We start from the raw sequence: 25,484 nt of genomic DNA, 5'->3' as shown, positions 1-25,484 counted from the left end.
GTGGACGTGGCCGTATTTTTCGATTTGCGCATGATCCCGAGCGAAAATCGATGTCGATCTTCGAGACCACGCGCTGTTGCCCATTCACGCCGCCGAGGGACCGGGGTCGTCGTCTTCTGTCTGCCGCATTCCGGCCGTCTCGCCAAGAGGCCTCCAATCGGCTGCGGCACTGTAGACAAGCCTGAGCCCGTGCGGTCGCTGCGCGTCAGCCTGGTGTTTCTGCCTGACCGTGCGCCGGGCAGCCTCCGGCTGGTAAAGCACGGCCCGGATCAGGATCGACTCCCGCCGGCCGTCGGCGTGTTCGACCATTGCAGTCTGGCCTTGCGCCATGCCAAGCATGCAGAGCCCGCGCCTCGTTGCGACCGACAGGCTGGAGCCGACCGGCCCGCGCACCTCGTGCTGCACCAGGGTTCGCGTCTCCGCGGGACCGGTATCGACGCCGAACACCACCCTGCTGTTCAGCGTGATGATGTCGGGGCCTACCGAATCGATCGGCACGACATCGGCGCATGAAAGCTTGTGTTCGAGCATGCGCACGATCGGATCCGCGAATGCCCGCCGGCGCTCCAGCATGACTTCGAGAACGGCAAAGTCCTTCGTCGTCAGGCAGCAATTCGTGCTCGTCATCACCGCCTCCGCCATCAAGCTCGTTGCGGGCCGGAAGCCGGCGTATCGACGGCCTCGACGGTCACGGACAGTTCCCGACCACCACGACCGCTCCAGCAAACCGCCTGCCCAACGCTCGCGCCGATGAGCGCGGTTCCCATCGGCGTCAGCACCGAGATCCGGTTCTCGGCTATGTCGGCCTCGCCCGGGTAGACCAGCATGATGCGCTGGATGTCCCCGCTTTCGCCGCGCACCATAACCGTCGAGCCCATTCGCACCACACCGGCCGGCATCGCCGCCGCGTTCGTGACGACGGCCCGGTCCATTTCCGAAAGCAGCTCCTCGGCCGTCTCGGGCGCGCGATCGAGCAACGCCCTCGCCAGGCCGGTCAGCCTGTCATGGTCGGCTTCGCTGATCAGAATATGGCTGTTTGGACGCAGTTCTTTTGCATGTTGCATGGCAAACCTCATGGATCGGCGCATCGAACGGATGCGCGCCTGCCGCCGCACTGATGGCGGCGTGATGAAAGGCCGGCAGCCGCGAAGGGCTGTTCGGCTTGCGATTGTGCATGTATGGATGCCCCGGTACGGACGGACGCCAGAAGGCGGCCGCGCCGGGGCTACGATCCCGCGATCGGGCAGACCCTGAACAAGGTTGTGCTATAAGCGAGGTTGCTCATGCGCCGAACCTTGCCGACAGGCGTCCGCTTGTCAAGCGCGGCCAAACCGCTCAGCCGCCGACATAGCGCCGGTGAAACCGCGTTCCGAAGCTGGCCAGGATTTCGTAGCCGATGGTGCCGGCATGGCCGGCGGCATCGTCGACGCTCTGTGAAGGGCCGAGCAGTTCGACGAGATCCCCTTCGCGGAGCCTGCCGGGCGGCAAGGCCGAGATGTCGAGAATGATCGAATCCATCGACACGCGTCCGAGGAAGGGCAGGCGCGCGCCCTCGAACCAGGCGGCCGACGCGGACCGGCGCAGCCAGCCATCCGCGTAGCCGAACGAGATCGTCGCCAGGCTGAGCGGCCCTTCCGCGTGGTAGGTGTGGCCATAGCCGATGCCGGTGCCCTTTTCGACGCCGCGCGTCTGCGCCACCTTGGCCTGCAGCCGCACCACGGGCAGCATCGGGTTGGGTTCGGCAGGCGTCGGATTGATGCCGTAGAGCGCGGCGCCAGGGCGGGCGAGATCATAATGGTAGGACGGTCCCAGAAAGATGCCGGAGGAATTGGCGAGCGAGGCGGGCGCCCCGGGCAGCATGGCACGCAACCGCTCGAAGGCCCGCCGCTGCTGTTCGTTGGCGGGATGGTGCGGCTCGTCGGCGCAGGCCAGGTGGCTCATTACATACCTGATGGCGATGCCATCGAACGCGGCGGTGTCGCCGGCCATGGCCTCGACTTCGGGCGGCGCCATGCCAAGCCGCGACATGCCGCTGTCGATCTGGATCGCGGCCGGAAGTCTTTGGCCAACGCGATGGGCCGCCGCGCGCCAGGCCCTCAACTGTGCGCCACTGTTGATGACCGCGCAAAGACCAGACGCGACCGCTTCCCCCTCGGAACCTGGCGGCAGACCGTTCAGCACATAGATCGCGGGTCCGGCCCCGATCGCCTTGCGGAGCGCGATTCCTTCGTCCAGCAGAGCGACGAAGAAGATGTCGCAGCCTTCTTTCATCAGCGCCGATGCCACTTGGCTCGCACCCAGACCGTAGCCGTCGGCCTTGACCACGCCCGCGCAGCGCACGCCGCCCAGCCGCGCCTTCAGTCGCCGGTAATTTTCACGGATCGCGCCAAGATCGATGGTGAGGATGGCCCCGGCAGCAGCCTCGCTCGGGGCGTCGGCTTCCTCGGGCAGTGATCTTTTGGGGGCGTCGTACATGGCGGCCCTTCTTGTGACGGACAGACATCAAATCAATAAGGCGGTCGAACCGGCGCGGCAACCGCGGGCGTTTGAACCGCGGCCGGAGCCCGTCCAGCTATGGCACAAGGTGACGGAACGCGCCCACCACCTCTTCATAGACCTTGCGCTTGAACGGCACGATCAGGTCGGGCAGGTCTTGCATCGGCCGCCATGACCATTTGTCGAATTCGGCTGTGTGGCCGCCCGGCGGCGGATTGATCTGGATCTCGCTGGCATCGCCGTGGAAGCGGAAGGCGTACCATTTCTGCGTCTGGCCGCGATACCGCCCCTTGAAGGCGATACCGACCAGATGGTCCGGCAGGTCATAGTTGATCCAGTCCGGCGCTTCTGCCAACAGCGAGACGCTGCGCATGCCGGTCTCCTCGTAGAGCTCGCGCTCGGCGGCCCGCAACGGCTCCTCGCCCTTGTCGATGCCGCCTTGCGGCATCTGCCAGAGCTGCGTCGTGCCGGCGAACTCGCTGTCGGGTTCGGCAATGCGATGCCCGACCCAGACCAGCCCCTCGCCATTGAGGATCATCAGCCCGACACAGGGTCGGTAGGGCAGCGTTTCGCGGTCGACTTTTTTCGTCTGCGGCATCACTTAGTCTCTCCAGTCGCCTTCCGAAGGCCTTGGCTAACCCTTTTGCGGATCGACGACCACCGCTGAAATCGGCACGATCTCGATGCCGCGCTTCTTGGCCTCGGCCACCCATGACGAGACCGTGTCGACCGTCAGGTCGAAAGCCGAGCCGATGCCGACGGCCGTGCCTTTGGCACGCGCGGTCGCTTCGAGACTGTCGAGCTTCTTCAGGATGGCGCCGCGATCCTGCACCGCGTCGATCGCCGTGTCACCGGCGACAAAAGGCACGCCATTCCTCAGCGCCATGTCCGGCGCCAGGCTGCGCGCCGACGAGCCGTCGTCGATATAGGCGAGGCCCCTTTTGCCAAGTTCGGCCATGAACGGCTCCATCGCCGCGGAGTCGGCGGAAAACCGCGCGCCCATATAGTTCATGACACCGGTATAGTTCGTCGTCCGCGACAGCGCCCAGTGCAGGTTCTTCAGGTTTTCTTCCGCGCTCGCCGCCACCGTCAGCGTGTTGCGGCCGGGGTTGACTTTGGGATAGTCGAACGGCTCGAGCGGCACCTGCATGACGACCTCGTGGCCGCTCTGCCTTGCAGCCTGCATCCAGCGGCCGATGCTGTTGCCCTGTGGCGCGAAGGCCAGCGTCACTTCCGCCGGCAGCTTGGCGATCGCCGCCTGGGTACCAGTCTGTGAAACCGCGAGCCCGCCGATGATGATCGCCACACGCGCGCCACGCGTGCCGGACCATGGCCGCGCATAGACGTCGAACGGTCGCCTTCCGTCGGCGGAGCGCATCGGCAAGGGCCCGGTTTCACTGGTTTCGATCAGCGCCTTGTCGGGAATATGCGCGATCTTGAGGTTCTGGCCGACGGTCGATGGATCGCGAATGACGATTGCCGCCTTTGGCGGGCCATCGCCTTCTTCGGTCTGCACATGAATGATCTGCGGACCGCCCGTCTTGGCCGGCATCTCCACCTTTGGCGCCGCCGCCGGGGCCAATGCGGGAGGCGACGCGGCGGGCTCGGCCGCCGCGGTCACTTTCGGCGTCGAGACGGCGACTTCCTGCGGCTTTCGAAACGGCTTTTCCCTGAACGCGATCGCGGCCGAGACGCCGACCACGGCAAGCACGATCGCGCTCGCCGCGATCACACCGACGCTGATCTTGCCGGCGCCGCGAGGCGCCCGGACGGCCTGTCCAAGCGGGCGTTCGATGTCCTTGCCGATATCAGCCAAGCCCTATCCCCGATGCACGGTTCCGAAGGCGACCTCCTTCGGCAACACATGCACGAATTGATCAATCCTGGCGCCTGGGCGCCATATCTGGAGGCCTGGTCCTGCCCCCCGAATCAAACTGCCGGAACCTTTCGGTCCCGGCAGCATCGCATTGCTTCGTTCAACCGGCCAGACCGGTTGCCTTACTGGTTGAGCACGGCCTTTTCCGGATTGGGCGGGAAGGCCGGATCGGTCTTCTGGCCGCGCAGCAACTGCTCGGCATAGATGAGCTGCAGGTCGTCCTTCGGATCCGGTGGCACATAGGCCGCGGAGCCCGAGCCGGTCTTGCTCTCGTCGGCGCCCTTGATATGGCCCTTGAGATCGGATTCGCCGCGCGTCAGGTCCCTGCCCTGCAGTTCGGGCGGCAGGGGCTGGTCGACCTTGATGTCGGGCGTGATGCCCTTGCCCTGGATCGATTTGCCCGATGGCGTGTAATAGAGCGCCGTCGTCAGCCTGAGCGCGCCATTCTCGCCGAGCGGGATGATGGTCTGGACCGAGCCCTTGCCGAAGGACTGCGTGCCGACCACCGTGACGCGGCGCAGGTCCTGCAGCGCGCCGGCGACGATTTCCGAAGCGCTGGCCGAGCCGCCATTGACGAGCACGATCATCGGCTTGCCGTTGATGTCGTCGGTCTGCTTGGGCTTGGCGTCGAAGCGGGTGACGTCCTTTGGATCGCGTCCGCGCGTCGAGACGATCTCGCCGCGCTTGAGGAAGGCGTCCGACACGCTCACCGCCTGGTCGAGCAGGCCGCCCGGATTGAGGCGCAGGTCGAGCACATAGCCCTTCAGCTTGTCGTCCGGCACCTGCTTCTTGATGGTCTCGATGGCGTTCTCGAGGTCGTCATAGGTCTTTTCGGTAAAGGAGGTGATCTTCATGTAGCCGATATCGTTCTCGACCCGGAACTTGACCGCCTTGACCTTGATGATGTCGCGCACCACCGTCAGCTCGATCGGCTTGTCGGCGCCCTGGCGCAGGATGGTCAGCTTGATCGGCGTGTTGACCAGGCCGCGCATCTTGTCGACCGCGTCGTTGAGCGTCAGGCCGCGAACCTCCTCGCCGTCGATCTTGGCGATATAGTCGCCGGCCAGCACGCCAGCCTTGGCGGCCGGCGTATCGTCGATCGGCGTGATCACCTTGACCAGGTCGTTCTCCATGGTGACCTCGATGCCGAGGCCTCCGAACTCGCCCTTGGTCTGCACGCGCATGTCCTGCGCCTGTTCGGCGTTCATGTAGGAGGAGTGCGGGTCGAGCGAGGAAAGCATGCCGTTAATGGCGTTCTCGACCAGCGACTTGTCGTCGGGCGGGGTCACATACTGCGCCCGCACCCGCTCGAAGATGTCGCCGAAGATCGCCAGTTGCTTGTAGGTCTCCGATCCCGCAGCGTTCGCCGCCGAGCCGGGTGCGCCATAGACAAGGCTCATGGCGGACGCGCCCATCAGCGCACCGGCAAACAGAAGCGACAGTTTCCGCATCATTTCACGTCCTTCCAGAAAAACGGTCCGCCCACCATGGGGCCGGATCGACGGGTTTTCCATCCTTGCGGAACTCGACATAGAGCTCCGGCGTGGCATTTCCATTCTTCGAAACCGAGGTGCTTGCCACCCGGGCTTCTCCCATCGCGCCGACCGGCTCTCCTGCAAGCACCGACTGGCCAGTCGCGACGCTGATTCTGCTCATCCCAGCCAAGACGACATGATAACCGTCGCCGGCATTGAGGATCAAGAGTTGACCGTAGGAGCGAAACGGCCCCGCATAAAGCACATTCCCATCCGCCGGCGCGGTAACGATGGCTCCCGATTGTGTCGCAACCATGTCCCCAAGCATCAAGGCGCCGTTACCGTCGTCGGCGCCAAACCTGAGTTTGATGCGGCCGGTGACCGGCAGGGCGACCTGCCCTTGCAGCGCCGAGAAAGGCGCCGCGGCGGTCAACCTGTTGCCTTCGGGAACCGGCAGCGATGCCGTCTGGTCGCCACCGGGGTCGGTGCCGCCGGCCTGGCCGGCGGCGGCTGCCTTTGCGGCGTCCGCGGCCTTGCGGTTCTTGTCCGCCTGCGCTTCGAGCGAGGCGATCAGATCCTTCAGGCTGCTGGCTTTGGCCGCCAATTGCTCGGAACGCTGCTGTTCGGCCGCCATCTGCGCCTTCGTGTCGGTCTCGAGCTTCTGCTTGGCTTCGAGCAGCATGCCGAGCCGCTTCTTCTCCGCCGTCTGATCGCCGACCGCCGCCGTCAGCCGCGCCCGTTCGGCCTCGATCGAAGCCGTCACCCGGGTCTGCTCCTTGAGATCGGCCAGCAGGCTGTCGGTCTGCTGGCGCAATTCAGGCACCACGGCGCCGAGCAGGATGGCGCTGCGCACCGACGACAGCGCATCTTCCGGCTTGACCAGGATCGCCGGCGGCGGGTTGAGCCCCATGCGCTGCAGGGCGCCCAGCACTTCGGCCAGCACATCGCGCCGCGCCGCCAGCGAAGTACGGATCTTCTGTTGCTGGCCCTTCAGCCCTTCCAGCTTGGCGCCGATGTCCTCGATGTCCTGGCCGAGCTTCTGCTCGGTCATCGCCGACTGGATGAGTGCCGCGGTGATCGAGGCGTGGTCCTTCTTGACCGCGGCGATGTCGGCGGCGAGCTTGGCCAGCCGTTCGGACGACAGCGTTATTTCCTTCGAAACCTGCTCGTATTCGGCACGGCTCTGGTCCGGATCGGGCGCCATGTCGAGCGTGTTTTCGGCCCGCACCGCATGCAGCGACAGAACCGCCGCCGCCGCGGCGATACCGCAGCGCACGCGCCAGGAGCCCCCCGTCGATGGGCCCGTCGTCGATTTCCAGCCTTCAGACATTCGCGATCGATTCTATCCGCGCCTTCGTTAACGAATCATCAACCATGTTAGCGCCTGTCGCCCAAAGGGTTCGCAATAACGCAATGCAACGGAAAAACAGGCCCACGTCGAATCTTGCGCGGCATTTGGGGCCAAATTCGGTGCGATCCGGCGGCTTTCAGGACCTGTGGTAGGGATGACCCGACAGGATCGTCGCCACCCTGTAGAGTTGTTCACCCAGCATCACCCGCACCAGCTGATGCGGCCAGGTGAGCGCCCCGAACGACATCACCAGCTCGGCCTGGCCGCGCAGCGACGGATCGTGGCCGTCGGCGCCACCAATGGCGAGGACCAGCGCCTTGCGTCCGCCGTCGCGCAACTGTCCCAGACGGCCGGCGAAATCCTGTGAAGACAGGCTCTTGCCTCGCTCGTCGAGCAGGATGAGGGCCGTGCCTGGCTGCAGCTGTGCCTGCAGCCGCGAACCCTCGTCGCGCTGGCGCTCGGCGGCGCTCTGCGCGCGGCCCTCGACGATCTCGGTGATTCCGGCGAATTCGAGCCCCACGCCGGGTCCGCTCTTGGCGAACCGCTCGAAATAGCGGTCGGCCAACTCCCGCTCGGGGCCGGCTTTCATTCGGCCCACGGCATGAACTGAAATCTTCATCCTCGCCTCTATAAGCCCCGCGAAAGGCTTAGTGGAGGGTCTCTTCCTCGAGATCCGGCGCCTGCCACATCTTTTCGAGATTGTAGAATTCGCGGACTTCGGGACGGAAGACATGGACGATGATATCGCCAGAATCGATCAGGACCCAGTCGGCGCCTGACAGTCCCTCGACGCGCGCGGTGCCGAGACCGGCATCCTTGAGCGCCTTGAGGAGATGGTCGGCGACAGCCGCGACATGACGGTGCGATCGGCCCGACGCAACGACCATGTAGTCGCCGAGGCTCGATTTCCCCTGAATGTCGATTGAGACAATATTTTCGGCCTTGGAGTCTTCCAGACTGGCAAGGACTGTCTTGATGGCACGGGACACGGCGTCGTCTACGCTGATCCTGGCCGGCGAAGGCACTATGTCGGCCTTCTTCCGCAGTGCTGTTCTCAGTGTATTTCCTTTCGCAGCAAGAACAACCAAATCACCCCTTAAAGCAGGTGACACCACTTAGATAGGCAGAGTTCCGTTGCAGTTTCAAGACGGAGCCCCGATGGACGCGAACTCGCCGAGTGGAATGTTGTTCCACGGGTGACGCGAAAACATCGGAACCCAGGCCTTCCACAGCGGTTACCGGCTGACCGACCAACCGGAATCCCGCCATGCCGATCGACCCGCAAAACACCCTTCTCACCGTCCAGACCGGCCTCGCGCAGCTGAGTACGCTGATCGTCTCCTATTCCTTTTCCGCCATCGGCGCCGTCATCCTCCTGGTGGTCGGCTACATCGTTGCCAACCTTGCCGAGCGCTCGATCTCGGCTGGCCTCGGCCATATCCATGGTTTCGACGCGACGCTGCGGCATTTCTTTTCAAAGATCGCGCGCTACGCCATTCTGATCCTCGTCGTCATCATGGTGCTCGGCCAGTTCGGCGTGCAGACTGCATCGATCATCGCCGCGATCGGCGCCATCGGCCTCGCCATCGGTCTCGCCCTGCAAGGCACGCTGCAGAACATCGCCGCAGGCATCATGCTGCTCGCGTTGCGGCCATTCCGCATTGGCGAATCCGTTGAGGTCGGTTCCATTGCCGGTTCGGTCGAGGAAATCGGCCTTTTCGCCACCAAGCTCAGGACCGCCGACGGCATCTACATATTGGCACCGAATTCGACGCTGTGGAATCAGCCGGTGCGCAATTTCACCCGCAACGGCGTGCGCCGCACCGACATCACGCTCAGCATCGGCTCCTGGAACGACATAGACGGCGCCCAAAAGACATTGCTTGCCATTGCCGGTGCCGAGAAGCGCATCCGCCGCGAACCGGCGCCGATCGCCTTCGTGGCCGGGCTTGGCGATACGACCGTTTCGCTCACCTTGCGCTACTGGACCGCGGCGGCGGACCATTTCGCCACCCAGATCGACATGACGAAACTTGCCAAGCAGGCCTTCGACAGCGAGGGCATCTCGATCCCGCAGCCGCCTCCGCAGGCACCGCCAGCCGAGGCCCGCAAGCAGTAATCAGTCGCCCCTGTGGCGGATCACTTCGTCCGGCGCGAAGGCGAGTTCGACCGGCAAGGGCGCTTGCGCCGACATCGGCGCGAAACTGCCCGTGGCGGCCGCCGGAACGCGGCCCGCCGCGATCACCCGCCACAGCACGAAAAGGCAGAATACCGAGGCGATGACGATGCCGACATAGATGAAGGTTGCCGTGCCGAAGACGGCGGAAAGCGCCGTGACAATGCCCGGCACGATGAAGCCGGCGAGCGACCAGGCAAACAGCATCGAGCTCGACAGCGCCAGCAGTTCATCCTTCCTGGCGCGGTCGGCGGCATGCGCGCTGGAGAGCGCGTAGATGGATTCCGCCGCCCCGTCCCAGATCAGGTAGATCACCACCAGCGCCATCAGCGCACCGCCGTCGAAGGCGATGGCGAGCACGCTGGCAACGACCGCCAGCGCCGCGGCGCCGGCAAGCACGTAGCGCCGATCAGTACGGTCGGAGAGCCAGCCGAGCGGTATCTGCAGGATCAGCGTGCCGACCGGCATTGCCGACAGCAGCAGCGCGACATCGGCCTGGCTGTAGCCCTTGGCCGTCGCGTGGATGGGCGCGAAGCCGGAAATGATCATCGACAGGCCGCCGACCGCCAGCATGCCGGCGACGCCGACCGGCGAAATCCGCCAGGCTTGGCGCAGGGCCACCGAAGCCGCCTGCGGCGCCGGCGGCTGGGCAAGGCGTGTCATGCCGACAGGCAGGATCGACAGAGCGGTAAAGGCGATGCCGATCAGCGACGCGGCGGCCGTGTGGATGTCGATCACGGCAAGCGTCGCATAGCCGACCCCAAGACCGGCAATGTAGGCGACATAGAACACGGCCATCACCCGGCCCCGTACGGCGTTCGGCAGCGCGTCGTTGAGCCAGCTTTGCGCGACGATGAACAGGCCGCATATGGCAAAGCCGTAAAGCGCGCGCGCCACGATCCACAGCAGCGGGTGCGGTCCGGCGCCGATGGCGGCATTGGACAGCGCGATCAGCGCCGACAGCACCATGAAGGCGCGGGCGTGGCCGACCCGGCGCACCAGCGGACCGGTCAGGATACAGCCGGCGAGGCCGCCGGCCGACAGGCCGGTGACGATCAGCCCTGCCCAGACCGGATCGAACCCTTCGACGCCGAGCCGGACGGGGATATAGGCGAACATCAGCCCGTTGCCGATGGCAATCAGCGCCATCGACACGATGACACTGGCAATCGCGATCAGCGGCGCAGGCGTGCTGCCCTGGTCGGGATCGATCGTGGGATGGGTTTTCTTGTGAATCGCCATGGCTGGTCAGCATCGCCCATGGGTCAGGCGGGCGCCGCTGTAAAAACGACATGGCCGGATGGACGAGACGCTCAACCCTTCGCCATCTTCCGGATCGCGCTCGACGACAGCAAGGAACGCGGACCGTGGATGAAGGTCCAGGCCGGCGCCTTCATCCGCGCAAGCCTTGGCGCGTCGCCTTCGTCGATGCGGGCGTAATCGAAGGTCTTGGCGACAACCGACGACAGAAAGGACAGTGTCGCGCCGGGTCGGTCGATGACCGCGATCGGAAAGGTCATGACGATCTCGCGCCAGCGCTGCCAGCGATGGAAGTCCCGCAGGGAATCGGCGCCCATGATCCAGACGAAGTCGACGCCGGGATTGCGTGCCTTGACCAGCGCCAGCGTGTCGGCGGTGTAGCGCACATTGTGTGCCGCCTCGAAGGCGGTGACCTTGATCTTCGGGTTCTTGGCGATCTTCTCGGAAAGTGCGATGCGCTCGCCCAGCGGCGCCAGTTCGCGCGTGCTCTTCAGCGGATTGCCTGGGGTCACCATCCACCAAAGCTGGTCTAGCGCCAGACGCCGCAAAGCGATTTCGGCGACCAGCGCGTGGCCGGCATGCGGCGGGTTGAACGAACCGCCGAACAGTCCGACGGCCAGCCCCTTCTCGGCATGCGGCATCTTCAGATAGCTGGAGGGTGTCGCCGGTTCGGAAGAGGCCAGCATCGCTTCAGGCTCTGGCGATCAAAAGCTTCAAGGCCTCACCTGTCCCGACCCGCGCACGCGATATTTGAACGAGGTCAACTGCTCGACGCCGACCGGCCCGCGCGCGTGCATCTTGCCGGTGGCGATGCCGATCTCGGCGCCCATGCCGAACTCGCCGCCATCGGCGAACTGCGTCGAGGCGTTGTGCAGCAGGATCGCCGAATCGATCTCGTTGAAGAACCGTTCGACCGCCTTCGCGTCCTCGGCGACGATCGCCTCGGTATGATGCGAGGAGAAGGTTTCGATGTGATCGATCGCACCAGCGATCCCGTTGACCAGCTTCACCGCGATGATCGCGTCGAGATATTCGGTCACCCAGTCCGCATCGGTCGCCGGCTTGGCGTCGAAGAACATTTTCATCACTTCTTGATCGGCATGGATCTCGCAGCCGGCGGCGCGCAGCGCGTCGAGGATCGGCACCAGATGGGTGGCGGCGACCGCACGGTCGACCAGCAGCGTTTCGGCGGCACCGCAGACGCCGGTGCGCCGCATCTTGGCGTTGACGGCGATCCGCACCGCCATGTCGAGCTCGGCTGAGCGGTCGATATACAGATGGCAGATGCCTTCGAGATGGGCGAAGACCGGCACCCGCGCCTCGCTCTGCACCCGCCCGACCAGGCTTTTGCCGCCGCGCGGAATGATGACGTCGAGATTGCCGCCAAGCCCCTTGAGCATCTCGCCGACCGCGGCGCGGTCGGTGGTCGGCACCAGCTGGATGGCATCCCCGGGCAGACCGGCCGCCTTCAGTCCCTCGACCAGGCAGGCATGGATCGCCGAGGAGGAATTGAGTGAATCCGAGCCGCCGCGCAAGATGACCGGATTGCCGGCCTTGAGGCAGAGAGCGCCGGCATCCGCCGTCACGTTCGGCCGGCTTTCATAGATGACGCCGACAACACCGAGCGGCGTACGTACGCGCTCTATGCGCAGACCGTTCGGCCGCTCCCACGCGGCGATGACATCACCCACTGGATCGGGCAGGGCAGCGATTTCGCGAATACCGTCCGCCATGGCGCGGATGCGTGCCGGATCGAGCTTCAGCCGATCCATGAAAGAGCCGGAAAGCCCGGATTCGTGGCCATTCGAGACATCGATGGCGTTGGCGTCGAGAATGTCCCGCTCGCGGGAAATGGTCGCGTCGGCCATAGCGACAAGAGCGGCGTTCTTGGCGGCGGCGGTGGCGATGGCCAGCGGTCGGGCGGCAGCGCGGGCGCGGCGCCCGATATCGGCCATCAGCGCCACGGTGTCGTCCCCGGATTTTTCATGCAGCTTCAGCATGGCTCATCCTCCGCTTGTGTCGCTTCCGGCGTGACTTACGACGAGATCGTCGCGGTGGATCATCGCCGAACGCGCCTCGTAACCGAGCACCGTCTCGATCTCGGCCGTCTTCAGGCCTGCGATCCTTACGGCATCGGCGGCATCGTAGGCAACCAGCCCGCGCGCGATCTCGCGGCCTTCGGGCGACAGGATCGCCACCGTGTCGCCGCGGGAGAAATTGCCGCTGACCAGCTTGACGCCGGCCGGCAGCAGCGACTTGCCCGAAATGAGCGCGCCGATGGCGCCGGCATCGACGGTCAGCCGCCCGGCCGGTTCGAGCTGGCCGGCGATCCAGGTCTTGTAGCCTTTCACCGGATTGGCGCTGGGCTTGAAGAACGTCGCGCGCTCGCCGCGCTCGATCGCCATCAGCGGCGACAGCCTTGTGCCGGAGGTGATGATCATCGCCGTGCCCGCCGCATTGGCGATCTTGCCCGCATCGAGCTTGGTACGCATGCCGCCGCGCGACAGCTCGGACGCGGCGGCTCCCGCCATCGCTTCGATGTCTGGTGTGATGCGGTCGACCACCGGAATGAACTTTGCACCGGGGTCCAACGCTGGCGGCGCGGTGTAGAGCCCGTCAATGTCGGAGAGCAGCACCAGCAGGTCCGCGCCCATCATGGTGGCGACGCGGGCCGCCAGCCGGTCATTGTCGCCATAGCGGATTTCGGAGGTCGCCACCGTGTCGTTCTCGTTGATGACCGGCACCGCCTTCATCTTGAGCAGCGTCGATATGGTGGCCCGCGCGTTGAGATAACGCCGGCGCTCCTCGGTATCGCCGAGCGTCAAAAGGATCTGGCCCGATTTCAAGGCACCCTTGCCGAGCGCGTCCGACCATGCGCCGGCGAGTGCGATCTGCCCGGCGGCGGCGGCGGCCTGGCTCTCCTCGAGCTTCAGGGCGCGCTTGCCAAGGCCAAGGATGGTGCGGCCGAGCGCGATGGCGCCCGACGACACGACGAGGATTTCGGCTCCTCCCTGGGCAAGCACCGCGATGTCGTCGGCGAGCGAGGCCAGCCAGTCGCGCTTCAGGCCGCTCGCGCGGTCGACGAGCAATGCCGAGCCGATCTTGACGGTGATGCGCCGGTATTTCCTGAGCGGCTGCATGACTTTACTTTTCCCAGCGCGTCTCGATCGGCGCGGCGATCCGCGCACGCGCCTCCGCGATGACAGCCATCAACGCCCGCTGCACCGCCTCGACGCCCTCGCCGGTGACCGCCGACAGCAGCATCGGCGCGCGGCCGGCGGCACGCTTCAGCGAGGCAACCTTCTTCTTGCGCGCGTCTGCGTCGAGCGTGTCGACCTGGCTCAGCGCCAGGATCTCGGCCTTGTCGGTCAAGCCGTGGCCATAGGCCTCGAGCTCGGCCCGCACGGTCTTGTAGGCCTTGCCCGGGTTCTCTTCCTGCGCGGAGACCAGGTGCAGCAGCACGCGCGTGCGCTCGACATGGCCGAGGAAGCGGTCGCCGATGCCGACGCCTTCATGCGCGCCTTCGATCAGACCTGGAATGTCGGCGATGACGAATTCGCGCGCATCGATGCGGGCGACGCCAAGGCCCGGATGCAGCGTCGTGAACGGATAGTCGGCGATCTTCGGCTTTGCCGCGGTGACGGCGGCAAGGAATGTCGACTTGCCGGCATTGGGCAGCCCGACCAGACCGGCATCGGCAATCAGCTTCAGCCTGAGCCAGATGTTGAGTTCTTCGCCGGGGAGGCCGGGATTGGCGCGGCGCGGCGCCTGGTTGGTCGAGGTCTTGAAGTGCTGGTTGCCGAAGCCGCCATTGCCGCCCTTGGCCAGGAGAAAGCGCTGGCCGACGACGGTGAGGTCGCAGATCAGCGTCTCATTGTCCTCTTCGAAGACCTGCGTTCCGGCCGGCACTTTCAGCGTCACATCGGCGCCCTTGGCGCCGGTCATGTTGCGGCCCATGCCGTGGACTCCGGTCTTGGCCTTGAAATGCTGCTGGTAGCGATAGTCGATCAGTGTGTTCAGCCCGTCGACCGCTTCCAGCCAGACATCGCCGCCGCGGCCGCCATCGCCGCCATCCGGGCCACCGAACTCGATGAACTTCTCGCGCCGGAACGACACCGAACCGGCGCCCCCGTCACCGGAGCGGACATAGACCTTGGCTTGATCGAGAAATTTCATGGGACTGCAGTTTCTTTTATTGGCCTTGCGGCATTGCTCTAAACCTTGGGCCTTGCTCTAAACCAAGGCGCGGCGAAGGGCGAGGCCGTTTTGTGACGATGGCCGCGCGGGGTTGGCCGGAGAGACGTCGGAATGAAGCTTGTAACCTACAACATCCAGTACGGCATCGGTCTCGATGGACGCTACGATCTCGGGCGCATCGCCGACGCGGTGCGCGGCGCCGACGTAATCGCGCTGCAGGAGGTCACCCGCAACAATCCCCGGAACGGCAGCCGCGACATGGTGGCCGAGATCGGCGAGGCGCTGCCCGATTATTTCGCCGTCTATGGCAGCAATTTCGAGGCCAATATCGGCTCGCGCATCGAGGACGGCCGCGCCATCACCACGACCTTCCAGCTCGGCAACATGGTCTTGTCGAAAACACCCATTCATCTGTCGCGCAACCTGCTTCTGCCGCGCAGCCGCAGCTTCGAGATGATGAACTTCCAGCGCGGCGCGCTGGAAGCCCTGATCGAGACGCCGCTTGGTTTCATCCGCTTCTATTCCATCCATCTCGATCACCGCAGCCCGGTCGAACGCGCCAGCCAGATCCAGTTCCTGCGCCAGCGCCTATTGAACTATGCGCTCGAAGGCGGTGCGCTGTCCGGCGTCGCCGAGATCGGCCTGCCGGAACTGCCGCATCCGGAAGCCTTTGTCGGCATGGGCGATTTCAACATGCTGGCCGGCTCGCCCGAATATGTCGAACTCGCCGGCCGGCCGGACCATGAATTCGGCATGCCGCTGACCGCCGACTTCGCCGTCGATGCCGCCCTGCGCCTCGATGTCGCCGGCGACGATCTCGTCTCCTGGGTCGATCCCAACGACCCCACCAACGCCAGCCGCCACAAGCGCATCGACTATATCTTCACCAGCGCCTCGCTTGCCCGGTCGCTGAAGCGCCTGTGGGTCGATAGACAGTCAGTCGGTTCCGACCACCGGCCGGTCTGGGTCGAACTGGGCTAGGCCCAAGTCTGGTCCCCAGCTGATTTGTCCTGTTCCGCCCCACGCGCCAAGGTGTGCCGATATTCAGGTCAGGCCGGCCCCACCTGAACATCGACGCACCTAGAAGTGGATCCAATTGCGCAGGCTCGTCCAGGTTTTCCTGTCGAGCCGATAACGTTCGACCGGCACCTGGCCGGCGACGATCGAATTCAGCATGCCCTGGCCGGCATATTGGAAGCCGCATTTGTGGATGACGCGGCGTGAAGCCGGATTGATGACCCTGGTCGAGGCCTGCAGCACCTGGATCGACGTCTTCTGGAAGGCGAGGTCGACCAGCGCGTGCGCGGCTTCCGTGGCGTAGCCCTTCTTCCAGTAGGGCTCGCCGATCCAGTAGCCGAGCTCAAGGCCGCGATCGGTGGTGTTCAGCCCGGCGCAGCCGACGAAAGTGTCGGTGCCGGCCAGCGTCAAGGCATAGGCGATGCCGGCGCGCCGCGCCTTGGTCATGGCGAGGAAAGCACGTCCCTCGGCCTCCCCATAGGGGTGCGGCATGCGCGCCAGCATCTCGGCAACGTGACGGTTGTCGGCAAGTTCGACCAGTTGCGCGATATCCCGCTCATCGGGAGCGCGCATCACCAGCCGCTCGGTGACCAGCACCGGGCAATCTATCGCGTAACTTTCGTCTTCTGAATCTTCCGCTTCGGCAACCATTTGAAGTCCTCCAGGCACAAGAAAAAGGGGAGATGGAAACCCATCTCCCCTGATCCTTTTCCTGGTTTTGCCAGACACCGGTCCCGAGATGGGCGCCGGTGTTCTAGTGCGGAACCGGCTACTCCGCGGCTTTGGTAATCGGGTTGACCGATACGTAGGTTCGGCCGTTGGCTTTTTTGTTGAACGTCACGGCGCCGGTTTCGAGCGCGAAAAGGGTGTGGTCCGTGCCCATGCCGACATTGAGGCCGGGATGCCAGGTGGTGCCGCGTTGACGAATGATGATGTTGCCCGGGATGACGGCTTCGCCGCCGAACTTCTTCACGCCCAGACGCTTGGAATGCGAGTCGCGACCGTTGCGCGACGAGCCGCCAGCTTTCTTGTGTGCCATCTAACTAACTCCGATGCGCCCATGGGCGCTTGAATGGTCTTATGAACGCGTTCGCGTTCCGTTTCAAGTCCGATCCGGCGACGTTTCGCGCCGGTTCGCCTTACTTCTTGGCCAGTTCCTTGGCCTGCTCGCGCCAGTCCTTGATCTGGTCGGCGCTGAACGGCATGTTCTCGTCGATCTTGGCAACGTCCTTCTCGGTCAGCTTGGCGAGCTGCGCGAAGGTGATGATGCCCTGCTCGGCGAGATCCTTGGCGGCGACCGGGCCGATGCCCTTGATCACGGTCAGGTCGTCCGGCTCGCCCTTCGGCGCCTTGAACAGCGGCGCGGCGACGGCCTCGGCCCTCGCGTCTTCCTTGGGGGCGGCGTCCTTCTTGGCCTTGGCTTCCTTCGGCGCGGCCTCAGCCTTGGCTTCCGCCTTGACGGCCGCCTTCTTGGCGGGCTTGGCGCCACCCAGCAGGATCTCGGAGATCCGCACGGTGGTCAAAAGCTGGCGATGGCCGATCTTGCGGCGCGAATTCTGGCGGCGACGCTTCTTGAAAGCGATGACCGTGCGGTTCTTGCCCTGCTCGACGACTTCGGCGGTCACCAGGGCGCCATCGACGAACGGCGCGCCGAACGTGACATTCTCGCCCTCGCCATGAGCGAGCACGTGGCCGATCTCGACGATGTCGCCGACATTGGCTTCGACTTTTTCGATCTTCAGGAGATCGTTGGCGGCAACGCGATACTGCTTACCGCCCGTTTTAATGACTGCGAACATTTTTTGCCTTTCGCTGTTCGGTCGGCCTTGATGAACCGCCTCTGGCGGTTCGGCCGTCTTTTTGTCAGTCTGCGGGTTCAAAAAACAAGCGGCGTGGAAGAACCCTCCACGCCGATTGCGCGCTGTCCCTAACCGAAGGTTGCGTGGGAGTCAAGGCAAACGGGCGGGGTTCCCTGCCATGCGGGCCAGACTCCTGCCGAGGACGGAGCGTGGCACTCCGAACGAGGCCCGGACAGGAAGCTGAATTTCCGGTGGATTTGGCCTTGTAACCTGCCCGTTCAGCCGTTATCTAGTGCGCCGCGCCGGCAACGGCCGACCATGACCGCGGAGAGGTGGCAGAGTGGTCGAATGCACCGCACTCGAAATGCGGCATGGGTGCAAGCCCATCGGGGGTTCGAATCCCTCCCTCTCCGCCAAACCATCACGGTAACTTCTTGAAATCACAGCTCTTTTGTGAGATCGATTGAAGACTCCCCATTTTTGTCCCCACTTGTTGTGCGCCTATGGTCTTCTGGTCTTCGATCAAAGGTCGTCAGGTACCCCGCTTTCGATTCTCGTAACATTTGTCTGCCCACCCCCTCCCCACCCCCGCTTATGACCGGGGAGTCTTCAGCCGTTGCAGACAAATCTGAGCGAACGCACGCAAAAAAATTACCAAAAAAATGCGCTGACACCGACCCGCTGTCGGCCCAAGAGCATCCTGCAGAAATTCATATTACAGAGATTGCAACCAATGTCTGTTGGACGTTTTACGACGCAGACGCTACGGCTTAAGGAGTGCCCAGAGAGAGGTGAAAGTCACTGAACCGACCGTGAGGCAACAAGGACAGTCTTCGCTTTTCGCCTACTTGGCTCTGCAAGACCAACCGCAGCTTCTATCACTGGATGCACTCAGATCGGCGCTCCGGCAGGCTTCGTGCGGCTCTTCTGTGACATTACCTCTGAGCAGATTGCTATCGCGGCTTCACACTAGGTTGCGGCGCTCATCTGAGCCCGCTGTAACAAGAGCTGATGCAACGTAATTGCGTAGGCGTGACATCAGCATGCGGCATTGCCATTCCCAATCCGTTCGAGTCTATTGCCGCGAAAAGCAGTGGCAAGGGGGTACCATGGCGGCGGGTCGCGTAACGCAAGCGGAAATCAACAAAGCGGCATGGGCCGCCTGTGACACATTCAGGGGCACGGTCGACGCGTCTGTCTACAAGGACTACGTGCTCACCATGCTGTTCCTGAAATACATTTCCGATGTGTGGAAGGACCATTACGAGACCTACCGCCAGGAGCACGGCGACCATCCCGACCTCATCGAGGCGCTGATGAAGAACGAGCAGTTCGTGCTGCCCAAGGGTGCGAGCTTCCATGATCTCCATCGCGACCGTCACAAGGCCGGCAATGGCGAGCGCATCGACAAGGCCCTTCACGCGATCGAGGAAGCCAACGGCAACAAGCTGCGCGATGTGTTTCAGGACATCTCCTTCAACGCCAACAAGCTCGGCGACGAGGAAGAGAAAAACGATATGCTGAGGATGCTCTTGGAGGATTTCGCCAGGGACAGCCTGGACCTGAGGCCGAGTCGGGTTGGCAGCCTCGATGTAATCGGCGGCGCTTATGAATTTCTCATTGGCGCGTTTGCTGCGTCGGCGGGCAAGAAGGCGGGCGAGTTCTACACGCCGGCCGAAGTTTCCATGTTGATGGCGCGGCTGGTCGAGCCCCAGGAAGGCGACGACATCTGCGATCCGACATGCGGTTCTGGCTCGCTCTTGATGAAATGCGGTCAGGAGATCACCCGTAACACCGGCTCAAGGAAGTACGCCCTCTATGGCCAGGAAGCGATCGGCTCGACCTGGGCGTTGGCCAAGATGAACATGTTTCTGCATGGCGAGACCAACCATCAGATTGAACGCGGTGACACCATTGGCAATCCCAAGCTGCGCACCACGGATGATCATCTCCGCCACTTCGATGTTGTCGTTGCCAATCCGCCATTCAGCCTTAAGAAATGGGGAGTAGAAAAGGCAGCTAATGACCGCTTTGGCCGGTTCCGCCGGGGCCTGCCGCCAACGACCAAGGGCGATTATGCTTTCATCCTGCACATGATCGAGACCATGAAGCCGAAGACCGGCCGTATGGCTGTCGTCGTGCCGCATGGCGTTCTCTTCAGGGGATCGAGCGAGGGCGAAATCCGCCGCAAGCTGGTCGAAGAGAACCTTCTAGATACGGTCATCGGTCTGCCCGAAAAGCTGTTCTTTGGCACCGGCATCCCCGCCGCCATCCTCGTCTTCCGCAAAAAGAAGCCCGACGACACCGTACTGTTCGTCGACGCCAGCCGCGACTACGAGGAAGGCACCAACCAGAACCGGCTTGGTGAGGAGCAGCTACTAAGAATCTTCGCCGCTTTCGATGACCGCGTCTCTATCGACGGGTACGCCCATTTGGCAACCAAGAAAGAGGTCGCCGACAACGACTTCAATCTTAACATCCCGCGCTACGTTGACAGCTTCGAGGCTGAGGAAGAAATCGACCTGAGGGCGGTGCGGGCGGAGCGCCTGAAGCTGAAAGCCGAGATGGCGGAGCTTGAGGCGAAGATGCAAGGCTATCTGAAGGACCTCGGTTATGGTTCCTGAGGGGTGGCAGGTTGAGGCGCTTGGTGAGATTGCAACATTCCGAAACGGACTGAATTTTTTGAAGGACAGTGGAGGTCAAGAGGTCCGCGTCGTGGGCATCCCGCATTTCTGGCAACGTCAGGTCATGGAGTCATTCGATGAGATTCAGCCAATTCCGATCGGGCATCTTGGCAAGGACGATCTCCTCCAATCCGGTGATTTGTTATTCGTCCGATCCAACGGAAACAAAGAACTAATCGGCCGCTGCATGTTCTTCCCCAAAGTTGAAGAACCGGTGTCGTTCTCGGGCTTCACAATCAGGGGCAGGATGAACCCAGCTCGCATTTTGCCGGAATTCGCGGCTGGGATGATGCAAACTCGCCAAGTAAAGGATCAAATTGCTAGGGGCGGAGGTGGGACCAACATCTCCAATCTCAGCCAAGCTATCCTGTCGGCAATCACCATTCCAGTTCCACCACTCCCCGAGCAAAAAAAGATCGCCGAAATCCTCTCGACCTGGGATGCGGCCATCGCGACGACCCGGGAGTTGATTGCAAATGCCGAAGCTCAGAAAAGTGCCCTCATGCAGCAACTGCTTTCGGGTAAGCGGCGGTTGAGGGGTTTCGAGCGACGGGAATGGAGGCTAACAACGTTTGGAGGGGTGTGTCGGCTTAGCAACCAAAAATTCGATCCAAGAACCGCCGGCGACGATGTGCGGTGCATTGAGCTCGAACATATAGAGAGCGGCACCGGGGCACTGCTCGGTTCCATCTCCGCTTCGCATCAATCGAGCATCAAAAACGTCTATGGACCAAATGACGTACTTTTCGGAAAGCTGCGTCCTTACCTTAGAAAATACGTGGGTCCTCAAAGTAGCGGCGTCTGTTCAACGGAAATATGGGTGCTGAAGCCCCGCGAGGGCATCGTCTTAAGAGACTACCTTTTCCTCCTCGTACAAAGTGAAGGTTTCATTCAACAGGCTAACAAATCATCCGGGTCGAAAATGCCTCGTTCAGATTGGAACGTCGTGAAAGACTATGTGATACGACTTCCCGAGATTGCAGAGCAGGCAGCGATTGTCGAAGCAGTCACCGCATCAGCCGAGGAGGGCGCAGGTTATTCAAGACAACGGTTACTTCTCAAATCTGAGAAAACCGCCCTCATGCAGCAACTGCTGACGGGAAAGCGGCGGGTGACGGCGTGAACGCTCCCGAGCGCCCACGCACTGATGAGGAGACACAGGCCAAGGTTCCGGCGCTCGCTTTGCTTTTGAAACTCGGCTGGTCCTATTTGTCGCCGGCCGAATGTCTCGGCCTGCGGGGCGGCGAGCGCCCGGTGTTGCTCGAAGCCGTATTGCGCGACTATCTCTCCGCCTCGCGCTTTTCCTATCACGGCGCGAACCATGCGCTCTCCGCAAGCGGCGTAGCCCAGGTACTGAAGACACTCAACGACACCGGCCTCAATGAGGGTCTGACGCCGGCCAATGAGCGCGTCTGGAAGCATCTTGCCCTTGGCGTGACCGTCGCCGAATTCATGCCGGACGGACACAAGCATTCCGTCACCGTGCCGCTGGTCGACTTCGCGGACCCCGCGAGTAATCGCCTCCAGGTCACCGAGGAGCTTTCCGCCGAACGCGAGGGCGGGCATGGCCGCTTCCGGCCCGACATCGTGCTCTATGTCAACGGCATTCAGCTCGCCATCATCGAGGCCAAGCGGCCGACTGGCAGCCATGCCGCAAAGCTGATGCTGGCCGAGGGCGTCTCGCAGCACCTCCGCAACCAGAAGCCGGACGGCATCCCCGCCCTCTATGCCTATGCTCAGCTCCTGCTCTCCATCTCGGGGCAGGATGGTAAATACGCAACCACCGAGACCCCGGCGAAATTCTGGTCCATGTGGCGCGAGGAGGAAATTCCCGCCGCCGCGATCGACACGATAGTCAACGCAAGGCTGACGGCCCAGCAACACGCCGCCCTTTTCGCCGAGCGGCCAGCCCATATCCGCGCCTTCTTCGATGGCCTTTGGTCGAAGCCCGTCGCCGCGACCGGGCAGGACCGGCTCATCGTCTCGCTGTTGCGGCCCGATCGCCTCCTGGAGTTCGTCCGCTATTTCCTGCTCTTCGACCGCAAGCTCGGTAAGATCGCCGCCCGCTATCCCCAGGTCTTTGGCATCAAGTCGATGCTGGAGCGGATGGAGAAGCGCAACCGGGACGGCGGGCGCGAGGGCGGCGTCATCTGGCATACCACCGGCTCGGGCAAATCCTTCACCATGGTCTTTCTGCTGAAGGCACTGCTGATCCACGACGCACTTGCTCGCTGCCGCATCATCGTCATCACCGACCGGGTCGATCTGGAGCGCCAGCTATCGACCACCTTCATGGCGGGTGGAGCTTTCGGGTCTGCCGTGGCGACGAAGAAGGACGGAGAAAACGCCAAGGCGTCGTCCGGTCGTGACCTGGCGCAGCGCATCGGCTCCGGCACCGAACGCATCATGTTCACGCTGCTGCAAAAATTCAATTCGGCGACACGCTTCAAGGAATGCCACAACGCCTCCGAAGACCTCATCGTGCTGGTCGACGAAGGCCACCGCAGCCATGGCGGCGAAAACCATGAGCGGATGCGCAAGGCGCTGCCCAACGCCGCCTTCATCGCCTTTACCGGCACGCCGCTGCTGAAGGAGAACAAGACACAGAACAAGTTCGGGCCGATCCTTCACGCCTACACCATGCAGCGGGCGGTGGAGGATGGGACGGTCACGCCGCTGCTCTACGAGGAGCGCCGGCCAGTGGTAGACGTGAATGCCGATGCGATCGACAAATGGTTCGACAAGATCACCACGGGCCTTTCCGACAAGCAGCAATCGGACTTGAAGAAGAAGTTCGCCACCCGTGGCAGCGTCTACCGCGCCGGCAACCGCATCGACCTTATCGCCTGGGACATCGCCACGCACTTTTCGCAGAATTTCAAGGAACTTGGCACCGGGCTGAAGGCCCAACTGGCGACCGATAGCAAGCTCTCCGCAATTCGCTACAAGCAGGCGCTCGACGCCACGGGCCTTGTTACAAGCGCAGTCATTATCTCCCCGCCCGACACGCGCGAAGGCCATGAGGACACCGACGAGGCGAAGACCCCGGAAGTCCAGAAATGGTGGGCGGCCAATGTCGGCAACGATGCGGAAGGATACGAGCGGCGAGTCATCGAGGATTTCGCCACGCCCGGCAGGCCCGACATCCTCATCGTCGTCGACAAGCTGCTGACCGGCTTCGACGAGCCGCGCAATGCGGTGCTATACATCGACAAATACCTCAAGGAGCACAATCTGCTCCAGGCCATCGCGCGAGTGAACCGGCTACATGAAGCCAAGCAGTTCGGCTTCCTGATCGACTATCGCGGCATCCTGACAGAACTCGACACGTCGCTGAAGGACTACCAGGACCTCGCCGAGCGCACCCAGGGCGGCTACGACATCGAGGACATCGAAGGCACCTTCGCCAGCGTTGCGACCGAGTACAAGCGCCTGCCTGGCCTCCATGCCTCGCTGTGGGCAATTTTCGGCAGCGTCAAGAACAAGGGCGACCGCGAGCAGTTCCGCCTTGTGTTGACCCCGGACTCGGTTCTTGGCGAAGACGGCGCAAGCTACGATCGCAATCAGAAAGTGCGCGAGGATTTCTATGCTGCGCTGACCGAGTTCGGCATGTGCCTGAAGCTGGCACTTTCATCCCGCGCCTTCTTCGAGGACGGCTCCTTCAGCGAGGCGACGATCGCCGGCTATAAGAAGGACCTGAAGTTCTTCACCGAGCTGCGCATTCAGGCCAAGCAGGACGCCATGGAGACGGTCAATTTCTCTGCTTACGAGGAGCAGATACGCAAGCTGGTCGACAAGCAGGTGGTCGGCGTCGAGGTCAAGGAATCGGAAGGGGTCATCGACCTCACCGGCTTCACCGACAACAAGCAGGCAGGCTATGACGCCGGCTGGAGCGACGACAAGACCCGTGCCGAGACCGATGTCATCAAGACCCGGCTGACCAAGACCATCGAGCAGGCCCTGGCCGACGATCCCTATGCGCAGACCGTCTTTTCGGACCTGTTGCGACAGGCGATCAAGGAGGCGGAATCTCTCTTCGATCATCCGCACAAGCAATACATCCTGTTCAAGGAACTGGAGGAGAAGGCGAGGATGCGGGCCAACCCCCATGTCCCCGACCGCTTCCCGGACAATCCTCATGCGCAGGCCTATTTCGGTCTCTTCCCGATTGTTCTGGGGGAGGTTGCAGCACGGGATCGCGGCGAGGATTGGCTTGTCGGCGAGGCATTCCATATCGACGGGATTGTAAGCAACGCGGTGGCGACATTCTCGATTAACCCGGCCAACATCGAAGCCGACATCAGGAACAAGCTCCTGCCGCGCTATTTCAAGGCGCTGAGCGGGCTGGACAAGGCTGGGGCGCTCGTAGACCGCATCGTCGAGATCGTTCGCCTGGGAGCTTCCCGTGGCACTCTCTGAGCGCAACCTGTCGACGCTGCGCTATGGCGACGAGAACATCGCCTATTCAGTGAGCATCAATCCCGCCCGCCGCGAGCGCATTGCCATCCATGTCCATGCCGATGGCGCCGTCGAGGTCGAAGCCCCCGAGGACGCCAGCGAAGAGGCCATCCGCAAGGCCGTCAGGAAACGCGCCCGCTGGGTCCTCCGGCATGTCGCCGATGCAAGGAAGCGCTTCGCCCATGTCCTGCCCCGGCAATATGTCAGCGGCGAGCAGGCGCTCTATCTGGGCCGCCGTTATGTGCTGAAGGTCATGCAGGTGCCCAAGGCCGAGCGGTCCATCAAGCTGAAGCGCGGCCTCCTCGTCGTCGCGACGGACAACACCGAGAAGGCGGCGCTCAGGGCTCGCCTCCGCGCCTGGTATCGCCTCAGGGCGCGGGACTACTTCGCCGGCCGCATGGAGGTAATTTCAAAGGCGCTGCCCTGGGTCCAGGAGCCGCCACGCTTTCGCCTGCTCGACATGAAGCGGCAATGGGGAAGCTGCGCGACGGGCGGCTCGGTCACGCTCAATCCGTTCCTAGTCAAGGCCCCGCGCGAGGCGATCGACTACGTCATCACCCACGAGCTTTGCCACCTTAGGGAGCACAATCACAGCCCCGAGTTCTTCCGCCTTCTCACCCGCGCCATGCCCGGCTGGGAGGCGATCAAGTCGTGCCTCGACCACAGCGCCGAGATCATCCTGAACGATTAACACG

General features: G+C 63.2%; 23 protein-coding genes and 1 tRNA gene. 7 read left to right on the top strand and 17 right to left on the bottom strand.

Annotation, left to right across the window (positions count from 1 at the left end; all coding sequences use genetic code 11):
- Window positions 1-84: 84 nt before the first annotated feature.
- The 9 genes from FJ943_RS04145 to rsfS form a co-directional block, all read right to left on the bottom strand.
- The gene (locus tag FJ943_RS04145; protein WP_140719962.1) at window positions 85-627 is read right to left on the bottom strand and encodes a nucleoside-diphosphate kinase; all 543 of its coding nucleotides are present in this window, start codon (window positions 625-627) and stop codon (window positions 85-87) included.
- Window positions 628-641: 14 nt separating this feature from the next.
- Complete coding sequence (gene rnk, locus FJ943_RS04140; protein WP_140719960.1) at window positions 642-1,064, bottom strand: nucleoside diphosphate kinase regulator; 423 nt, start codon at window positions 1,062-1,064, stop codon at window positions 642-644.
- A 271-nt stretch (window positions 1,065-1,335) separates the two neighbouring features.
- Window positions 1,336-2,475 (bottom strand): alanine racemase, encoded by a 1,140-nt coding sequence (alr, locus tag FJ943_RS04135; protein ID WP_140719958.1) that lies wholly within the window; start codon window positions 2,473-2,475, stop codon window positions 1,336-1,338.
- Window positions 2,476-2,572: 97 nt separating this feature from the next.
- On the bottom strand, window positions 2,573-3,094 hold the full coding sequence (locus FJ943_RS04130) for an RNA pyrophosphohydrolase (protein ID WP_140719956.1): 522 nt from the start codon (window positions 3,092-3,094) through the stop codon (window positions 2,573-2,575).
- Between the two features lie 36 nt (window positions 3,095-3,130).
- Window positions 3,131-4,312: a divergent polysaccharide deacetylase family protein gene (locus FJ943_RS04125; RefSeq protein ID WP_140719954.1), complete on the bottom strand. Its 1,182-nt coding sequence runs from the start codon at window positions 4,310-4,312 to the stop codon at window positions 3,131-3,133.
- A 182-nt stretch (window positions 4,313-4,494) separates the two neighbouring features.
- Window positions 4,495-5,826 carry a S41 family peptidase gene (locus FJ943_RS04120; RefSeq protein ID WP_015315201.1) on the bottom strand — a complete coding sequence of 444 codons (1,332 nt, stop codon included), beginning with the start codon at window positions 5,824-5,826 and terminating at the stop codon, window positions 4,495-4,497.
- Between the two features lies 1 nt (window position 5,827).
- The gene (locus tag FJ943_RS04115; protein ID WP_140719952.1) at window positions 5,828-7,177 is read right to left on the bottom strand and encodes a murein hydrolase activator EnvC; all 1,350 of its coding nucleotides are present in this window, start codon (window positions 7,175-7,177) and stop codon (window positions 5,828-5,830) included.
- A gap of 157 nt (window positions 7,178-7,334) precedes the next feature.
- Window positions 7,335-7,817: a 23S rRNA (pseudouridine(1915)-N(3))-methyltransferase RlmH gene (gene rlmH / locus FJ943_RS04110; RefSeq protein WP_140616598.1), complete on the bottom strand. Its 483-nt coding sequence runs from the start codon at window positions 7,815-7,817 to the stop codon at window positions 7,335-7,337.
- A 28-nt stretch (window positions 7,818-7,845) separates the two neighbouring features.
- The gene (gene rsfS, locus FJ943_RS04105) at window positions 7,846-8,223 is read right to left on the bottom strand and encodes a ribosome silencing factor (protein ID WP_015315198.1); all 378 of its coding nucleotides are present in this window, start codon (window positions 8,221-8,223) and stop codon (window positions 7,846-7,848) included.
- A gap of 242 nt (window positions 8,224-8,465) precedes the next feature.
- Between rsfS and FJ943_RS04100 the strand changes: the two genes are divergently transcribed.
- A complete protein-coding gene (locus tag FJ943_RS04100) occupies window positions 8,466-9,317 on the top strand; it encodes a mechanosensitive ion channel domain-containing protein (protein ID WP_140719950.1) in 852 nt (283 codons plus the stop codon).
- Here the strand turns inward: FJ943_RS04100 and FJ943_RS04095 are convergent, their stop codons facing one another.
- From FJ943_RS04095 to obgE, 5 genes are all read right to left on the bottom strand, one after another.
- Window positions 9,318-10,616 carry an MFS transporter gene (locus tag FJ943_RS04095; RefSeq protein WP_140719948.1) on the bottom strand — a complete coding sequence of 433 codons (1,299 nt, stop codon included), beginning with the start codon at window positions 10,614-10,616 and terminating at the stop codon, window positions 9,318-9,320.
- A gap of 71 nt (window positions 10,617-10,687) precedes the next feature.
- Entirely contained in the window at window positions 10,688-11,275 is a 588-nt protein-coding gene (locus tag FJ943_RS04090; protein WP_041163647.1) for a nicotinate-nucleotide adenylyltransferase, read from the bottom strand.
- A gap of 72 nt (window positions 11,276-11,347) precedes the next feature.
- Window positions 11,348-12,634 (bottom strand): glutamate-5-semialdehyde dehydrogenase, encoded by a 1,287-nt coding sequence (locus tag FJ943_RS04085; RefSeq protein WP_140719946.1) that lies wholly within the window; start codon window positions 12,632-12,634, stop codon window positions 11,348-11,350.
- A gap of 3 nt (window positions 12,635-12,637) precedes the next feature.
- On the bottom strand, window positions 12,638-13,774 hold the full coding sequence (gene proB, locus FJ943_RS04080) for a glutamate 5-kinase (protein WP_140719944.1): 1,137 nt from the start codon (window positions 13,772-13,774) through the stop codon (window positions 12,638-12,640).
- 4 nt (window positions 13,775-13,778) lie between these two features.
- Entirely contained in the window at window positions 13,779-14,810 is a 1,032-nt protein-coding gene (gene obgE, locus FJ943_RS04075) for a GTPase ObgE (RefSeq protein WP_140719942.1), read from the bottom strand.
- A gap of 132 nt (window positions 14,811-14,942) precedes the next feature.
- Here obgE and FJ943_RS04070 point away from each other — a divergent pair, with 132 nt between their 5' ends.
- Window positions 14,943-15,812, top strand: a complete 870-nt coding sequence (locus FJ943_RS04070; RefSeq protein WP_015315191.1) for an endonuclease/exonuclease/phosphatase family protein — start codon at window positions 14,943-14,945, stop codon at window positions 15,810-15,812.
- Between the two features lie 99 nt (window positions 15,813-15,911).
- Here FJ943_RS04070 and FJ943_RS04065 read toward each other — a convergent pair whose 3' ends face one another.
- From FJ943_RS04065 to FJ943_RS04055, 3 genes are all read right to left on the bottom strand, one after another.
- The gene (locus FJ943_RS04065) at window positions 15,912-16,499 is read right to left on the bottom strand and encodes a GNAT family protein (RefSeq protein ID WP_140712513.1); all 588 of its coding nucleotides are present in this window, start codon (window positions 16,497-16,499) and stop codon (window positions 15,912-15,914) included.
- A gap of 118 nt (window positions 16,500-16,617) precedes the next feature.
- Window positions 16,618-16,887: a 50S ribosomal protein L27 gene (gene rpmA / locus FJ943_RS04060; protein WP_140719940.1), complete on the bottom strand. Its 270-nt coding sequence runs from the start codon at window positions 16,885-16,887 to the stop codon at window positions 16,618-16,620.
- 100 nt (window positions 16,888-16,987) lie between these two features.
- Window positions 16,988-17,647, bottom strand: coding sequence for a 50S ribosomal protein L21 (locus FJ943_RS04055; protein ID WP_140719939.1), 660 nt, complete (start codon window positions 17,645-17,647; stop codon window positions 16,988-16,990).
- 326 nt (window positions 17,648-17,973) lie between these two features.
- Between FJ943_RS04055 and FJ943_RS04050 the strand changes: the two genes are divergently transcribed.
- The 5 genes from FJ943_RS04050 (at window position 17,974) to FJ943_RS04030 (ending at window position 25,480) form a co-directional block, all read left to right on the top strand.
- Window positions 17,974-18,063 (top strand) — tRNA-Ser (locus tag FJ943_RS04050).
- 693 nt (window positions 18,064-18,756) lie between these two features.
- Window positions 18,757-20,271, top strand: coding sequence for a type I restriction-modification system subunit M (locus tag FJ943_RS04045; RefSeq protein ID WP_140719937.1), 1,515 nt, complete (start codon window positions 18,757-18,759; stop codon window positions 20,269-20,271).
- The gene (locus tag FJ943_RS04040; RefSeq protein WP_140719935.1) at window positions 20,261-21,454 is read left to right on the top strand and encodes a restriction endonuclease subunit S; all 1,194 of its coding nucleotides are present in this window, start codon (window positions 20,261-20,263) and stop codon (window positions 21,452-21,454) included. Before FJ943_RS04045 ends, FJ943_RS04040 begins: the two co-directional genes overlap by 11 nt.
- Window positions 21,451-24,750, top strand: a complete 3,300-nt coding sequence (locus FJ943_RS04035; protein WP_140719933.1) for an HsdR family type I site-specific deoxyribonuclease — start codon at window positions 21,451-21,453, stop codon at window positions 24,748-24,750. Before FJ943_RS04040 ends, FJ943_RS04035 begins: the two co-directional genes overlap by 4 nt.
- Window positions 24,737-25,480 carry a SprT family zinc-dependent metalloprotease gene (locus FJ943_RS04030; protein ID WP_140719931.1) on the top strand — a complete coding sequence of 248 codons (744 nt, stop codon included), beginning with the start codon at window positions 24,737-24,739 and terminating at the stop codon, window positions 25,478-25,480. Before FJ943_RS04035 ends, FJ943_RS04030 begins: the two co-directional genes overlap by 14 nt.
- The last annotated feature ends 4 nt before the right edge of the window (window positions 25,481-25,484 follow it).

It is taken from the genome of Mesorhizobium sp. B2-3-10 (genome assembly GCF_006442275.1).
GTDB lineage: Bacteria > Pseudomonadota > Alphaproteobacteria > Rhizobiales > Rhizobiaceae > Mesorhizobium > Mesorhizobium australicum.
Note: the sequence above shows the minus strand (reverse complement) of the source record. Positions and strands in the feature narration are given on the sequence as shown.

What these genes read in the sequence shown, in the direction of transcription:
- FJ943_RS04090 (WP_041163647.1), bottom strand. Translation starts at nt 11,275, where the DNA reads ATGCCGCATGCCGAGAAGGGGCTGGCCGTCGGACTGTTCGGCGGTTCG.
- obgE (WP_140719942.1), bottom strand. Translation starts at nt 14,810, where the DNA reads ATGAAATTTCTCGATCAAGCCAAGGTCTATGTCCGCTCCGGTGACGGG.
- rnk (WP_140719960.1), bottom strand. Translation starts at nt 1,064, where the DNA reads ATGCAACATGCAAAAGAACTGCGTCCAAACAGCCATATTCTGATCAGC.
- FJ943_RS04070 (WP_015315191.1), top strand. Translation starts at nt 14,943, where the DNA reads ATGAAGCTTGTAACCTACAACATCCAGTACGGCATCGGTCTCGATGGA.
- FJ943_RS04145 (WP_140719962.1), bottom strand. Translation starts at nt 627, where the DNA reads ATGACGAGCACGAATTGCTGCCTGACGACGAAGGACTTTGCCGTTCTC.
- FJ943_RS04130 (WP_140719956.1), bottom strand. Translation starts at nt 3,094, where the DNA reads ATGCCGCAGACGAAAAAAGTCGACCGCGAAACGCTGCCCTACCGACCC.
- FJ943_RS04065 (WP_140712513.1), bottom strand. Translation starts at nt 16,499, where the DNA reads ATGGTTGCCGAAGCGGAAGATTCAGAAGACGAAAGTTACGCGATAGAT.
- FJ943_RS04120 (WP_015315201.1), bottom strand. Translation starts at nt 5,826, where the DNA reads ATGATGCGGAAACTGTCGCTTCTGTTTGCCGGTGCGCTGATGGGCGCG.
- FJ943_RS04085 (WP_140719946.1), bottom strand. Translation starts at nt 12,634, where the DNA reads ATGCTGAAGCTGCATGAAAAATCCGGGGACGACACCGTGGCGCTGATG.
- rlmH (WP_140616598.1), bottom strand. Translation starts at nt 7,817, where the DNA reads ATGAAGATTTCAGTTCATGCCGTGGGCCGAATGAAAGCCGGCCCCGAG.
- FJ943_RS04100 (WP_140719950.1), top strand. Translation starts at nt 8,466, where the DNA reads ATGCCGATCGACCCGCAAAACACCCTTCTCACCGTCCAGACCGGCCTC.
- alr (WP_140719958.1), bottom strand. Translation starts at nt 2,475, where the DNA reads ATGTACGACGCCCCCAAAAGATCACTGCCCGAGGAAGCCGACGCCCCG.
- FJ943_RS04095 (WP_140719948.1), bottom strand. Translation starts at nt 10,616, where the DNA reads ATGGCGATTCACAAGAAAACCCATCCCACGATCGATCCCGACCAGGGC.
- rpmA (WP_140719940.1), bottom strand. Translation starts at nt 16,887, where the DNA reads ATGGCACACAAGAAAGCTGGCGGCTCGTCGCGCAACGGTCGCGACTCG.
- FJ943_RS04040 (WP_140719935.1), top strand. Translation starts at nt 20,261, where the DNA reads ATGGTTCCTGAGGGGTGGCAGGTTGAGGCGCTTGGTGAGATTGCAACA.
- FJ943_RS04115 (WP_140719952.1), bottom strand. Translation starts at nt 7,177, where the DNA reads ATGTCTGAAGGCTGGAAATCGACGACGGGCCCATCGACGGGGGGCTCC.
- FJ943_RS04055 (WP_140719939.1), bottom strand. Translation starts at nt 17,647, where the DNA reads ATGTTCGCAGTCATTAAAACGGGCGGTAAGCAGTATCGCGTTGCCGCC.
- proB (WP_140719944.1), bottom strand. Translation starts at nt 13,774, where the DNA reads ATGCAGCCGCTCAGGAAATACCGGCGCATCACCGTCAAGATCGGCTCG.
- FJ943_RS04045 (WP_140719937.1), top strand. Translation starts at nt 18,757, where the DNA reads ATGGCGGCGGGTCGCGTAACGCAAGCGGAAATCAACAAAGCGGCATGG.